The organism is Paenarthrobacter sp. OM7 (genome assembly GCF_029873575.1).
GTDB lineage: Bacteria > Actinomycetota > Actinomycetes > Actinomycetales > Micrococcaceae > Arthrobacter.
This window is the reverse complement of record NZ_CP123579.1, coordinates 750745-764683: the sequence shown is the minus strand read 5'-3', so window position 1 is coordinate 764683 and position 13939 is coordinate 750745. Positions and strand designations below refer to the sequence as shown.

At 62.7% G+C, this 13939-nt stretch carries 13 protein-coding genes; 5 read left to right on the top strand and 8 right to left on the bottom strand.

Annotation, left to right across the window (positions count from 1 at the left end):
* Positions 1–22 precede the first annotated feature (22 nt).
* Both QEH68_RS03655 and QEH68_RS03650 read right to left on the bottom strand, forming a co-directional pair.
* On the bottom strand, positions 23–670 hold the full coding sequence (locus QEH68_RS03655) for a LytR C-terminal domain-containing protein (RefSeq protein WP_026541840.1): 648 nt from the start codon (positions 668–670) through the stop codon (positions 23–25).
* A 61-nt stretch (positions 671–731) separates the two neighbouring features.
* The gene (locus QEH68_RS03650; protein ID WP_011773432.1) at positions 732–1031 is read right to left on the bottom strand and encodes a type II toxin-antitoxin system VapB family antitoxin; all 300 of its coding nucleotides are present in this window, start codon (positions 1029–1031) and stop codon (positions 732–734) included.
* A gap of 354 nt (positions 1032–1385) precedes the next feature.
* Between QEH68_RS03650 and QEH68_RS03645 the strand changes: the two genes are divergently transcribed.
* The 3 genes from QEH68_RS03645 (at position 1386) to QEH68_RS03635 (ending at position 4394) form a co-directional block, all read left to right on the top strand.
* The gene (locus QEH68_RS03645; RefSeq protein ID WP_280626555.1) at positions 1386–1709 is read left to right on the top strand and encodes a hypothetical protein; all 324 of its coding nucleotides are present in this window, start codon (positions 1386–1388) and stop codon (positions 1707–1709) included.
* Positions 1710–1835: 126 nt separating this feature from the next.
* Positions 1836–2756, top strand: coding sequence for a hypothetical protein (locus QEH68_RS03640; protein WP_280626553.1), 921 nt, complete (start codon positions 1836–1838; stop codon positions 2754–2756).
* Positions 2757–2849: 93 nt separating this feature from the next.
* Positions 2850–4394 carry a stealth family protein gene (locus QEH68_RS03635; RefSeq protein WP_242703609.1) on the top strand — a complete coding sequence of 515 codons (1545 nt, stop codon included), beginning with the start codon at positions 2850–2852 and terminating at the stop codon, positions 4392–4394.
* Here QEH68_RS03635 and QEH68_RS03630 read toward each other — a convergent pair.
* The 4 genes from QEH68_RS03630 to QEH68_RS03615 form a co-directional block, all read right to left on the bottom strand.
* Positions 4372–5355, bottom strand: a complete 984-nt coding sequence (locus tag QEH68_RS03630; RefSeq protein WP_207596194.1) for a phosphodiesterase — start codon at positions 5353–5355, stop codon at positions 4372–4374. The two genes, QEH68_RS03635 and QEH68_RS03630, sit on opposite strands and share 23 nt — an antisense overlap.
* 141 nt (positions 5356–5496) lie before the next feature.
* Positions 5497–5979, bottom strand: coding sequence for a glutathione peroxidase (locus tag QEH68_RS03625; RefSeq protein WP_280626551.1), 483 nt, complete (start codon positions 5977–5979; stop codon positions 5497–5499).
* A 120-nt stretch (positions 5980–6099) separates the two neighbouring features.
* The gene (locus QEH68_RS03620) at positions 6100–7734 is read right to left on the bottom strand and encodes a M23 family metallopeptidase (protein ID WP_280626550.1); all 1635 of its coding nucleotides are present in this window, start codon (positions 7732–7734) and stop codon (positions 6100–6102) included.
* Positions 7735–8004: 270 nt separating this feature from the next.
* A complete protein-coding gene (locus QEH68_RS03615) occupies positions 8005–8562 on the bottom strand; it encodes a TetR family transcriptional regulator (RefSeq protein WP_207596191.1) in 558 nt (185 codons plus the stop codon).
* A gap of 95 nt (positions 8563–8657) precedes the next feature.
* Here QEH68_RS03615 and QEH68_RS03610 point away from each other — a divergent pair, with 95 nt between their 5' ends.
* Positions 8658–10088 carry an MFS transporter gene (locus QEH68_RS03610; protein ID WP_280626547.1) on the top strand — a complete coding sequence of 477 codons (1431 nt, stop codon included), beginning with the start codon at positions 8658–8660 and terminating at the stop codon, positions 10086–10088.
* Here the strand turns inward: QEH68_RS03610 and QEH68_RS03605 are convergent.
* Both QEH68_RS03605 and QEH68_RS03600 read right to left on the bottom strand, forming a co-directional pair.
* Positions 10071–11723, bottom strand: coding sequence for an ABC-F family ATP-binding cassette domain-containing protein (locus QEH68_RS03605; RefSeq protein ID WP_280626545.1), 1653 nt, complete (start codon positions 11721–11723; stop codon positions 10071–10073). The two genes, QEH68_RS03610 and QEH68_RS03605, sit on opposite strands and share 18 nt — an antisense overlap.
* Positions 11724–11980: 257 nt before the next feature.
* Complete coding sequence (locus tag QEH68_RS03600; protein ID WP_280626543.1) at positions 11981–12358, bottom strand: MarR family transcriptional regulator; 378 nt, start codon at positions 12356–12358, stop codon at positions 11981–11983.
* Between the two features lie 115 nt (positions 12359–12473).
* Here QEH68_RS03600 and QEH68_RS03595 point away from each other — a divergent pair, with 115 nt between their 5' ends.
* Positions 12474–13916 (top strand): MFS transporter, encoded by a 1443-nt coding sequence (locus tag QEH68_RS03595; protein WP_207596189.1) that lies wholly within the window; start codon positions 12474–12476, stop codon positions 13914–13916.
* Positions 13917–13939: the final 23 nt, after the last annotated feature.

Genomic DNA, 13939 nt, shown 5'->3' with positions numbered 1-13939 from the left:
GGCGCTGGTCTTGCTGCGGCCGTTATTGCCCCGCCGGAAGCGTCGGAATGATCGGCCACTTGGAGTTGTCAGCGATACGCAGGTCTTCGCGCGGACACAACAGCTTTCCAGGGGTCTGATCCACCAGTTCAGGCTCCACCAGGCCTTCGTAGCCTGAGGTGAGGATGACATCCACGGACTCGTCCTCACGGTTGTCCTGGAAGTAATCCGTGCCGGCAAGGTTGCGCTGGACGTTGAACGCAGCCGCCTGGCCCTTGACGCCGGAAACTACTACGGCCACTCCGGCGTAGGCGGTCTCGCTGTTGTCCACCGAAGCCACTTTGAAGCCCCGGGCAGTAAATTGCTCAGCCACGGTACCTGCCAGGCCGCCGCGGGAGGTGGCGTTGAAGACGTTGAGGTTCACTGTTTCGTTCGGAACGTAGTCGAACGTGGTGGTGGGGCACAGGCTGACGGGGGCTTTACTGGCGATCGCGGTGGGGACTTTGATCACGCCGTTCATGATGGCCCAGGCGCCAACCGCCCCGGCAGCGATCACACCCACCAGCAGGACCAGGACAATTCCGTGAAGCAGCCGGCGCCGGAAACGGCTCTTCTGGGCCGCGGCATCCTCGGCAAAGGTGGCCCGGAGCTCCGGGCCGGTGACCACGTGGTGGCCATGGAGCAGCGTCACATCCTTGGGACGCTTACGTTTTTTTGCCGGGGACGCCTCCGGATCGGCGGGACCCGTCCGCCTAGCCATCGATCACCAATACACGTGCGTGAATTGCGGTCCTCTGGTGGAGCGCCGTGCGGACGGCCCGGTGGAGCCCGTCTTCGAGGTACATGACGCCCTGGTACTGGACAACGTGCGGGAACAGGTCGCCAAAGAAGGTTGAGTCCTCAGCCAACAATGCCTCCAAATCCAAGGTCCGTTTGGTGGTTACCAATTCATCGAGGCGGATAGGGCGCGGGGGCAAGGCAGCCCAGTCCCGCGGCGCCGAGTATCCATGGTCAGGGTACGGGCGTCCCTCGCCCACAGCTTTGAAGATCACCCTGCAAGCCTATGGAAGTTGGCGCCCTAACGGAACTTGTGACCCGCGGCACAGGCAGGTTGTAGCCAAAAGGTGACTTCCGGCTTCTGCTCCTACGGCCCCGGACCTGGACGCCCGCAGATCGCCTGACTTGAGCAAGGCCCTGATCTGGTTCCCGGGGGTAGCAAAATAGCCTCTCCACGGGCACGGTAATGGTTACAGCGGCCAAAGAGGGAATCAAGAAACGTTGAATCGACTGCTGATGCCGTCTAGGTCCAGGCGCGACCTTCCCGCCGCGGCGATCATTCTTCTCACCCTGCAGGGTGCGGGACAACGCCTGGCACCAACCCACCTACCAGCACCGGAGAGCAGACCATGGACCCAGAACAAGCCCGCACAGAGTACTTCGACCTCTTCAACAAGATTCAAGCCCTCGCCCCCGGCGACTGGACAAAAGTCACTCCAGAGGCTTCGGGGGACGTCTGCCATCTGCCTCTGGGCATGGAAGGGACTCAATTCAGCTTCGACAGCATGCACGGCGGCGTTGTTCAAACCCAGCCTTCGGGGGCCAACCGGGACCAGACCACCACTGGCTTTGGCGATGGCAAATTCTCCATGCAGCTTGGAACCAGCAGCTTCGGCACCACGCTCGGCGGCAACACTCGATGCGCTCCGGATCCCGAGAGCAAATTCCAGTAGGAAGCAGTGACCAGCAAGGTCCGCCGGTACTGGCGCGTACTTTCCACGAGTGCGTCTAAATCCTTCGTGGGGCGTCACAGACGTCATAGCTGTGAGGGTGGCCGCGGGGACTGACAGAATAGGGTCATGACTCAACCGCTCCAAGGTACTGACCGGACCGCTGCCCACGCCACGCCCGCCCTGGCGTTGCTGTTGGATGTCGACGGCCCCATTGCCAGCCCTGTGACGCGCGACGTCAAGCCGGACATCATCGCGGACATGGTGGCGCTGGCCTCGGCGGGCATTCCCGTCATTTTCAACACAGGCCGCTCTGACGCGTTCATCAGCGAGCAGGTCATGGAGCCCATGATCGCCGCCGGAATGCCGGCCAACACCGTCATCCACGCCATCTGCGAGAAGGGTGCTGTGTGGTTCAGTTACACTTCGGAAGGCCCCGGTCCCATCCATGTGGACCACGAACTCGCGGTACCCAAGGCCTACGGCGACGATATCCGCCGATTGGTTGCCGAGGACTACTCGGCGCACATGTTCTTTGACGAGACCAAGCGGGCCATGGTTTCCGTGGAGCAGCACCTGGACGTGGCCAGCGCGGACTACCTGGCCGAACAGAAACTCTTCGACGCCGACGCCCTGGAAGTTATGGGACGGCACGGCCTTAACGCGGCGATCCTGGACCACCACGCGCCGGAATCCGATGACACGGCGGACTACCGCCTGGACCCCACCATCATCTCCACGGACATCGAATCCGTCCGCCTCGGCAAAGACCTCGGCGCGAGCCGCGCCGTCGAACTGCTCGCGGCCCAGGGCATTACTCCGCTCTCGTGGCGGACTGTGGGTGATTCCCGCACGGACTATGCCATGGCAGACTGGCTTCACCACAACGATCACGACGTAAAGCACGTGGATGTCCGGCCCGCAGACGGCGTACCGGTGAAGCCCTACACCATCCTGACGGCCTCGGACCTCCAACTGGCGGACGACGTCATCCACGACGAAGCCGGCGGCGCTTTCCTCCGCAGCTGGCGCGAGGCCCTTTCCATCTAATAACCAGCGAGTCCAGTTTCACGCACCGACGATCCCGGAGATACAGCCATCACACAAGCACAGGTCGATCCGATCTACCACGGCAGCCCGTCCATTGAAGAGGACACGATTGCTGAGGCGATTTCGCCTGCCGTCGTCGCGCACCTTAAGCACCGGTCCGACGTCGTCCGTCACCGTGGGCGGTACGCCCTGATCAACGCCGACCTCACCCCGCAACAGGCCATGGTGTCCGATCTCCTGGCTGTCAGGGCGGCATTGGACGCTGCCGGCGTCGATTTCATCCTTGTACGCGGCAATGACGAGAGGCCGGTTGTCGCTGTCGACTGGGAGTCGCGCAAAGAGGTCCGTGAGGCGCTGGTGTCAGCGTTCCGCAACGAGCCCTTCTACTCCATGACAGTGGACGCCAAGAAGAAGACCTCGGTCCTGGTGGCTGACGGCGAGCTGTCCGCCAACCGGAAAGCCCGCATCTTCCGCCTGTACCGCCCGCGTGTCGAAACGGGCGGTGGCCTGTGGTACGGCCCGGCGTTGGGTGTGCAGCTGGAACTGTGGCGGTTTGAAGGCGACCATCTTGAGTTGCCCGTGGAGAACTCGCTGACACGCCGCACCATGCTGCGGCAAGACGCTGTCCGTGGAACCGTCCAGCGGCACGGCCTGACCTGGCCCACCATCGAGAACATGTTCGCGGACCACGCCAGCGACATCGACTTTGATATCGACATGGTTTTCTCGTGGGTGGACGGCAGCGACCCCGAGTACATCGCCAGGCGGCGCGCGCAGCAGGCCGGGGCAGTTCTGGGCGAGGGTGACGACCATGAGGCCCGCTTCCGCCAGATCAACGAACTGAAATACGCGCTGCGTTCGGTGCACATGTTCGCGCCCTGGGTCCGGCGGATCTTCATCGCCACGGACTCCCCCGCCCCGGAGTGGCTGGCCGATCATCCGTCGGTCACGATCGTTCGCAGCGAGGAGTTCTTCGCCGATACCTCAGTCCTGCCCACGCACAACTCGCAGGCCGTGGAATGCCAGCTCCACCACATCGAGGGGCTTTCCGAGCACTTCCTGTACTCCAATGACGACATGTTCTTTGGCCGCCCCGTGGGCCCGGACATGTTCTTCACTCCCGGTGGCATCACCAAGTTCATCGAGGCTGACACCCGGATCGGGTTGGGCGAGAACGACGCCGAACGCAGCGGCTTCGAGAACGCGGCACGCGTCAACCGGAAGCTGCTCTGGGAGCGCTTTGGCCGGATCACCACCCGGCACCTCGAACACACCGCAGCTCCCCTGCGCCGCAGCGTGGTGGCCCGCATGGAGAAAGAATTTCCGGCGGAATTCGCCAAGACCGCCGGGAGCCGTTTCCGCGCTGCGGACAACATCTCGGTCACCAACTCGTTCTACCACTACTACGCACTGCTCACGGGCCGCGCCGTCACGCAGACCAACGCCAAGGTCAGGTACGTGGACTCCACCATGTGGGCAGGCCTGCATTACCTGCCCAAGCTCCTGGCGAAGCGCCACATGGACTTCTTCTGCCTGAACGACGGCAGCTTCCCGGAGGTTGAAGCCAACGAGCGCGCGGACCTGGTGACGGACTTCCTGGAGAAGTACTTCCCGGTTAAGGCGCCTTGGGAGAAGTAGAGACACCCGGAGCAACAAGCGGCATCGACGAGGTGTGTGTGCCAGGCGATGTGTGGGCACCCACCCGCGATTCGTGGGGAATGCGGATGCCGGCTTCAGCCAGCCGACGCTGAACCTCGTCAGCGTCCACGGGCTCGCCCACGGTGACGCCGCCGGACATTGGCACCACCGAATGCACAATCGTGTGCTCGTACACATGGATCATGTTGTACGACTGCGCGCCGTCCCTGCCTCGCTGCGCGCCTGCGCGGACACCAAGGTCCTGCGTGTAGCACGTGGCCGAGGCCACCGATACCGGGATGCCGGCGAAGCCCGCCGTCGTGGAGTAATGCAAGTGTCCACCCAGGATGGTGCGGACGTCAGTATTACGGACGACGGCGGCCAGTGCGGCTTGGCCGCGCAGCTCCACCAAAACGGCGAGGTCCTGGACGCACGGGACTGGAGGGTGGTGCAAGGCAAGGATGGTGCCGTCGGGTGCAGGGGTGGCCAGTTCGGCAGCCAGCCATTCGAGCTGGGACTCTGACAGTTCACCGTAGTGGTGGCCAGGGACGGTGGTGTCCAACGTGATGATGCGGAGCCCGTTGACGAAGTAGCTGCGGTCCACCGGGTCGTGGGGCTTGCTGGCCTCGGAGGCATCCACAAAGGCGGAACGGAAGTTGGCACGGTTGTCGTGGTTGCCCATGGCCCAGATGGCTTTGGCCCCGAGGGCGTCGCAGACTGGTTCGATCATGTCGCGGAGCCGCTTGTAGGCTTCCAGCTCCCCCTTGTCCGCGAGGTCTCCGGTGAAAATGATGGCTTCCGGCCTGATCCGGGAGGCGATGATCTGGTCGCAGATCTCCTGGAGCCTGGTGGCACTGTCCACAGAGCCATAGAGCGTGCCCGGACCACCCACCAGGTGCAGATCGCTCAGGTGCAAAAGCACATGACCTGGTTTGGGGTACTCGGCCTCGATGAGCTCCATAGCTTGCCTTAGCGTTTGGTGGGAGACGGCGTCTCCCGTATCAATCCAGTAGGGCCAATCCAACCAGACAACTAGCCAACAACTGGCTAACATCCGGCGGAATGTTGGAAAATTACTTTCCTCCCTTCAGAATTGATGGCTTTACGCCAGCGCCTTTTCCACTGCCTTCACAAGGTCTTCGGAGTCAGGCTCCACTGTGGATGGGAACCTTGCCACGAGATCTCCGCCCCGGTTTATGACGAACTTCTCGAAGTTCCACTTCACCTTGGCAGGCTGGCCGTCCTCATCCTGGGTCAGCTTCGCGAACAGGGGGTGCTGCTGCTTCCCCAGGACGTTCGCTTTGCTGGTCAGCGGGAACGTTACGCCGAAATTCCGCTCACAGAATTCCGCGATCTCCTCATCCGCGCCGGGTTCCTGTCCCCCGAACTGATTGCAGGGCACGCCGAGGATCTCCAGGCCCTGTTCGCGGTATTTGCCGTACAGCTCTTCGAGCCCGGCGTACTGGCGTGTGAAGCCGCACTCGGACGCCACGTTGACCACCAGGACCGCTTTCCCCTCGAACCGGCCGAAGTCCGCTTCTGAGCCATCGTTGAAGGTGAGGGGAATGCTGTACAGGCTGGTCATGGGATTCGCTTCCTGACGACGTCGGCTGGCGGGCTTGCCGCCATCGAGCTTACGGGAGCTGGCTTGGGGGCGCGAAACGCAGACGTGCCGGCGTTCTGCGTGCCCTCAGCGTGGGGACCTTTAGGGCGTCGGAGGAAGGACCAGGGTGGACAACAGCACCACCGTGCCGTTGGGCAGCCGGACCTTGTCCGGTGCTACCAGGACATATCCGGGCGGAAGAACCACCACTGGGAGCGTTGACGGCAATACAGCAACGGGCACCGGAGCAGGCACAGGAGCCACCGGCGCAACGGGAGCCGGAGCCGGAGCCACGGCCTGCGTCACGGCCGGCGCAGCAGGTGCTGGAGCCACCACTACAGGAGCCGGGACTGCTGCGGCCGGCGCTGCCGGAGCGGGCGCGGCCGGGGCAACCACCGCAGGTGCCGCCGGCGCTGGTGCCACAGGAGCGGGCGCTGCCGGCGCTGGAGCGGCCGGAGCCGGTGCCGCAGGAGGCACGACGGCGGTCGGCGCCGAAGCGTCCGACGACGTCACTGGCGGTGCAACAGTTTTCGTGGTCGGAGCCGTGGTCGGAGCCGGCGCCGTGGTGGTCGGCGAAGGCGTCGGAGTTGGGGTAGCTGTCTGCGTAGGTGCGGCCGTGGGTGAAGCAGTCGGCGTCGCAGTCTGTGTAACGGTCGGCGTAGGCGTTGCAGTCGGGGTCGGAGTCGGCGTCGCCGTCACGGACGGTGAGGCGGTCGCCGTCGGACTCTGCGTTGGCGCCGGCGTCTGCACCGGCGGCGTGGTGGTACCCGGCGGCGTGGTGGTACCCGGCGGCGTGGTGGTACCCGGAGTCGTGGTGGTACCCGGAGTCGTGGTGGTAGGCGGAACCACCACCGGCAGTGGCTCGTGCTCTTCGTGCTCTCCACCGATGACGGCGCGGTTGGTGCCGTCGGCCACCGGAACGGCCCATTCCGGAGCCGCGGACGTTCCCGTTCCAACGCCGGGCTGGTAGTTGACCATGGAGATGTTCTGCAGCGGATCAATCTGCCGCATGGGCAGGTAGGTCCAGCCGTTGGGATTGGTGTGCAGGCCGTTCACGATTGTCTCGAAGTGGAGATGGCAGCCCGTGGACCAGCCGGTCGTGCCAACCTGGGCGATGACCTCGCCAACCCGGACTGATTGGCCTTTGGTGACGCCGATGGCCTGCAGATGGTTGTAGGTGGTGACCAAGCCGTTGCCGTGTTCGATCTCCACGCGGTTTCCGCCACCCCACAAGTGCCAGCCGACGGCCCGGACCACACCGGCGTCGGCCGCGTAAACGCGCGTTCCGCAGGCGGCGGCGTAATCCTGGCCCCAGTGGAACTCGCCTGCCAAGCCCGTCAGGGGGCTGTAGCGGTAGCCATAGTTGGAACTCAGATTGAGGACCTCTAGGGGTGCGTACAGGGCACCGGTGGGCGGACGGGACAACCCGGCGGAAGCTACCGTGAGGCCTGTGGAACCGTCTTTGCTGACGGTTCGGACCATGGCGCGGTCAAAGTAGACCATGGGCGTTCCGGGAAGTTGTTCCGGAGGTTCGGGCATGGGATCGATGACGAGTGTCTCGGCCTCCGGCGGCACCAAGGTGCCCAATGCCGTCGGTTCAACCACGCCCTGCGCCAAGGAACCGCCCACACCACTGGTGGAAACGGCACTGAGAGGCTGGAACCCGAAGGCGAAAAAGGCCAGGATGGCCAGGCTTCCCGCGATCAGGACGCGATGGAAACCTAATGCTCGGATCAAGTTTATTGCCCGGTCTGAATCATGATGCTTGCCCACAAAACACTCCCCAAAAGCCAGCGGCACCAAACCCCAGCCTGGCGTGCAAGCACCATTGTTGCGGTAATCACAACAGAAATAAAGGCTTCCTGCGTCGTTGCCGAAGAAAGGTTCCATCAGTTTTTGCTCAAGATTCTTGAGCCTGAGGTCAGGCAGCCGTAGGCCCGGCGGCCTTTGGGGAGTTGTACGACAGGCACGCCTCAGCTAAACAGCAGGCAACACTGGACGGGCGGACTAGCCGACGAGCCTCTGTACGTTTTCCATGATGGTTTCGCGACGCCGTTTGAGGCTCGGAAGCTTGGACCGGGCCATCTCGGGAGTGAGCGTATGCCAAGTCATGGCCAGTGCACGCACGCTTGCCAGCAGTTCGATGGGTGTGAGATCAGAGCGAAGGTGGCCGGCTTTCTGGGCGCTTTCGATCCGGGAGAGCTTTTCCTGGTGTGAGGTCACCAGGGTTTCAAGGTCCGCCGCCTGGCCGCGTTCAAGGATGTACCAGTTGGTGAGCCTGAGGACATTGGGATCCTTCTGGTAAAGGTCAAAAGCACGGGCCGCGTACGCCGGCAAGTCCAGTGCGTCGAATTCGGTCTCCTCCACTACTGCGACCACCCGTCGGGAGAAGACCTCGTCAAACAACTGTTCCTTGCTGCCGAAATACCGGTACAGCATCGCCTTGTTGGCCAGTGCCTCGTCAGCAATACGGTCCACCCGCGCCCCGGCTATGCCATGGCTGGCAAACTCCTCCTCTGCCGCCTTCAGGATCCGCTGCCTGGTTGCTTCTGCATCTCTCGCCATGTCCCCACCATAGCAAGTAACTGGTTAGTTGACAGCGATGCATTTCAAGAGCATGGTTAAAAACCAACCAGTTAGTTACTTAGAAAGGGTCCGACATGTCAGCAACGCACATGGAAACAACCCATGCCACGCGATTGTCCAGAACCATAACCTTGGCGGTCATCTTGGGCTGCCAGCTGATGATGGTGTTGGACACGTCCATCGTCACCACGGCACTGCCGCACCTTGAACGAGAACTTGGCTTCAACAGCACAACGCTCTCGTGGGTCCAGAACAGCTATGCGCTGGCGTTCGGAGGGCTGCTGTTGCTGGGCGCCCGCATCGGAGACCTTCTGGGCAGGCGCCGGGTCTTCATGGTTGGCGTAGGAGTGTTTACGTTCGCATCCCTGCTGGCCGGGGTCGCCTTCAACGCCGAGGTCATGATCGGTGCCCGAGTACTCCAAGGCGCCGCATCGGCTTTCGCCATCCCGGCAACCCTGGCGCTCTTGGTGCAGACCTTCCCCCAGCCCGGGGAACGGTCCCAAGCGATCAGCATCTACAGTGCCGTGATCGGGGCCGGGGGCAGCGTGGGCATAATCATCGGCGGGGTCTTCACAGACCTGCTGTCGTGGCGATGGGGCTTGCTGATCAATGTTCCGATCGGAATTGTCGTCTTGCTGCTGAGCCCACGTTTTCTACCGGAAACCGGAAGGGTCAAAGGCAGTGTAGATATCGCGGGCGCGTTGACAGTTACAGCAGGAATGTCCGCCTTGGTCTATGGCCTCGTGAACGCGGGTGAGGCCGGGTGGGGGAACCTGACGACGATCGTTTCACTCGCGGCAGCCGTGCTCATGCTTCTGGCTTTCGTACTCGTCGAGCGTCATGCCGAGCGGCCCATCACTCCCCTGCGTCTCTTCAAAGACATGACCCGGTCGGGCGCCTATATCATCCGGATTCTGATCGTGGGGGCCATGTTCTCCACCTTCTATTTCCTCAGCCAGTACCTCCAGAATGTGCTGGGCTTCAGCGCGTTCGCGGCCGGAATCGCCTACATTCCGCTCACGCTCCTGTTCTTCCTCATGGTCTACGCGATCAAACCCCTCAGCGCCTTGCTGGGCAAGCCGGCGCTGCTGGTGGCCTCGTTGGTCATCGCCGGCCTGGGCATGCTGTGGCTCAGCTCCATAGGCCCGGGCACCGCGTATTTCCCGGACGTCCTGCTTCCGCTGATCGTGCTCGGAATCGGCCAAGGAACAGCAATCATCCTGCTGACCGAGTTTGGCATGTCAGGCGTGGCGCCTGCGGATAACGGCGCCGCCTCCGGACTGGTCAACACGGCACATCAGCTCGGCGGGTCCATCGGCTTGGCACTATTGACGGTGGTGTTCGCGGGCTCCGGCGGAACAGCCCAAGGGATGGCAGGAGCCGAGGCCTACGGAGCAGTATTCACCTCGGCCACCTGGTTATACGCCCTGGCCGTCCCCTGCGCTGCACTGATCTACCTCGCCCAACGCAGGGCGGCAGGAAACGCGTCAGCTACCCGACCATGACCCAACGGGCAGGGAGGGCAGCTCGGTGAGTGCCCCGTCATGGTCCAGGCTCAGCACCAGGTCCAGATCGAGGCGGGCCAGGAACCCGTCGTCGTGGCTGACCAGGATGACGGCACCGCGGTAGGCATTCAACGCTTCCACGAGTTGGTCCACACTCTGTATGTCGAGGTTGTTTGTTGGCTCATCGAGAATCAGGACCTGTGGCGGCGGATCGGCAAAGAGAAGCTTGGCCAAGGAGACCCTGAACCGTTCACCGCCGGAGAGAGTCCCAACGGGACGGTAGACGCTATCACCCCGTAGCAGGAACCGGGCCAACTGGTTGCGGATTTCCCCGACAGGGACACTTGGTGCGGCCGCCTGGACATTTTCCAAAGTTGTCGCGGCCTCGTCCAGGCCGTCGAGTCGCTGCCGCAAATACCCGGACCGCTCGGTCAGGAGCCAACCACCTGCGGTGCCGGATTCGACGTCGTCATCATCCTCTGTCCACGGTTCCCCGCTGACCAAACGTTCGAGCAAGGTGGTTTTTCCCACCCCGTTGGCGCCGATGATGGCCACCCGTTCCGGTCCTTCCACCACAAAAGCACGATTGGTTCCCCGCAGCTCGGCGATCCGCCGGCTGCGGGGAACATCCGGATCCGGAAGGTTCACGCTGATCCGTTCGTCTTCCCTGATTTTGGAAGAGGCCACATCCAGCGCAGCCTGGGCAGCGTCCACCTTGTCATCCGATCCTGATCGAAGCTTGCCCGCTGACACCTGCGCATCGGAGGCCCGCTGATTCATAAGGATCTTGGAGCCCTTCTTGTTGTCATAGCTGGTTTGACCGGTGCGGGCACGCTGCGCCAGCTTCATCTCAGCTTCCTGGCGCTGGCGCTTCTCAGTCTTCACGGCCTGCTTGGCAGCTTGGGCAGCCTGAACCGCAGCGGCCTGCTGCTCATCAACATACGACCGCCAAGCACTGTACGGACCCCCGAACACTTCGAGTTCTCCACCATGCAGTTCCGCTGTGTTGTCCATGATCTCCAACAGTGTCAGGTCGTGGCTGACCACCACCAGCGTTCCCGGCCACGTGGACAGGAGAGCGGACAGTTTGGTTCTCGCGTCCCGGTCCAGGTTGTTCGTTGGCTCGTCCAAGAGCGTGATTGCCGTCCCCTGAAGCCGGAGCCCCGTGATGGCAACAAGCATCGCTTCGCCTCCCGAAATTTCGCCCACGTTCCGCTCCAGGTCCGCCCCCGAAAAGCCGATATGGCGCAGGGATTTGTCAGCCCGGGCTTCGATATCCCAGTCATCGCCCACCGCATCGAAGTTCTCCACCGAAACGTCACCGGCTTCGATGGCCCGCAGTGCTTTCACTTGAGGGCCGATACCCAGCAGGTCCGCCACCGTCGAGTCAGTCACGAGGCTGAGAGTCTGCGGAAGGTATCCGACATCACCGTTGGTCGTGATACTGCCACCCGTAGGGGCAAGGCTCCCGGCAATGAGGCGCAGCAAGGTTGATTTTCCGGCACCGTTGGACCCCACAAGGCCTGTACGGCCCGATCCGAATGTTCCGGAGATCCCGGCAAGGGCAGTGGTACCGTCGGGCCACTGAAGGCGCACGTCGGTAAGGGTGATGGACGGGTTTTTTGTTGTAGACATGATGCTCCGAAGGCTCCAGTGGTTTCAGCGAATGCGCTGCAACCACCGGCCCACCAGGGCATCAGGGCAAGGTCAGCGCACGGTTGGCGTCGTGAAACCTGTAATGCCCGTCAAAACATCGGCCTAACACTGGGGAATAGAGGATTACAGTCTTTCAAAAGCCCTCGATGAAGGCAACTTGCCTCCCGCACGCTCCTTCGCCGCCACCGATGCGCACGTCACCACCGGCGTCGTGACGTCCTGGACCGCCAGGCCGATCAGCTGAGGTTTTCCTTGAGTAACGCACGGTGCTCGACGGCGGCAGTTGAGTGGAGTGCGCGGCCGGCGTCCGTCAATTCCAGGAACAGGGAGCGGCGGTCGTCAACGCAGGTTTGGCGCGAGACCAGGCCTGCTTTTTCGAGCCTGTCCACCACCTTGGAGACGGCGCTCTGCGTCATGGGGGTGCGCTCTCCCAGTGCCTTCATCCGGCATGCCGATTCTTCGCTTTCAGCCACGAGATCCAGGATTTCGAACTCGTTAAGGCCAATGTCGAACTTGGCTTCCAGCGCGCGGTCGATAGCTCCCGCGGTTCGGAAGTAGGAGTTCTGGATGCTGCGCCACTGCTCAACCAGTTGACGGTCACGCGTCGTTGCCATGTGCCGATTCTAGTTCATTACGCGATTTGAATCCACGTCATAAAATTCTGCGTCATCCAATGACATGTCATCGTAGTCCTTGTCATTGAATGACACGTCATATAGATTGAGGCGCATGACATCACCCACCACCCTCAAAACTTCCGCCGAGCCACCCTTGGTCTCAGCCGTCCATTGGACCCGGGCGCAGTGGCTGCTGCTGATGGTTGTCTGCACCGTCTTGGCCCTCGACGGGCTGGACGTTTCCATGGTTGGCGTTGCCCTGCCGTCCATTGGACAGGAACTCAATCTCGGAACCGATTCCCTGCAGTGGATCGTTTCCGCCTACGTCCTGGGCTACGGGAGCCTGTTGCTCCTTGGCGGCCGGCTCGCGGACCTGTTGGGCCGCCGTCGCATCTTCCTTATTGCTTTGACCGTTTTCGCCGCGGCGTCGCTCCTGGGCGGACTGGTGGACGACCCCGCCATCCTGATCGCCACCCGGTTCATCAAGGGACTTGCGGCCGCCTTCACCGCGCCCACCGGCTTCTCCATCATCACCACCAACTTCGCGGAGGGACGCGAGCGCAACAAGGCGCTGTCCATCTTCACCACGTTCGGTGCCAGCGGCTTCTCGTTGGGCTTGGTGGTGGGTGGCCTCATGACCAGCCTCAGCTGGCGCTGGACGTTCCTGGTTTCGGTGCCGATCGCGGTGGTGGTTGTCCTCCTGGGCATGAAGTTCATCCCCAAGGACAAGCCCTCCGTTGAGGACAGCGGGCACGACGTTTGGGGCGCCGTCACCCTCGCACTGGGCATGCTTGGCCTCGTTTACACCTTGGTTTCAGCACCGGAACAGGGCTGGGGATCTGTGGCAACAATCGCCGGATTCGCAGTTTCCGTTGCCGTGCTGGCAGCCTTCGCGGTGATCGAGAACAAGGTCAAGCACCCGCTGATCCGCTTCAGCATCCTTAAAGAAGGCTGGGTGGCACGGGCCAACCTCAGCGCGGTGGGGTTGTTCGGGTCCTACCTGAGCTTCCAGTTCATCGTCACCATGTACCTGCAGGCGGTGCTCGGCTGGACGCCGCTGGGCATGGCGTTGGCCTTGCTGCCCGCCGGGCTCTTGGTTGCGACCAGCGCGCCGTTCGCGGACAAGCTCATCGAAAAGTTCGGCGCCACCCAACTCATCCTCACCGGACTCACAGCCCTGGGATTGGGCTACGTCCTGTTCCTCCGCGTCGGCACCACGCCCAATTACGTGCTGGATATCCTGCCGTCGGTGGTCCTGCTGGGAGTCGGGTTTGCGCTGGCCTTCCCGTCCATCAACGTACAAGCGACCGCCGGGATCAAGGATTCAGAACAGGGACTGGCGGCTGGCCTGATCCAGACCAGCACACAAGTTGGAGCCGCACTGGTTCTGGCAGTCACCACAGCGTTGGTCAGCGGCCACGGCCAAGCCGCCGGAACCGTCAGCGCCCAAGCCATGCTGGAACAGTACCGGCCGGGACTGATCCTTAGTGCCGCCGTCGCCATCGCCGCCCTGCTGGTGGCAGCGGCTCCCTCCCGGCGCCGCATCCGCGCCTGAGCCCCGGGTTTCTGGACAGATAA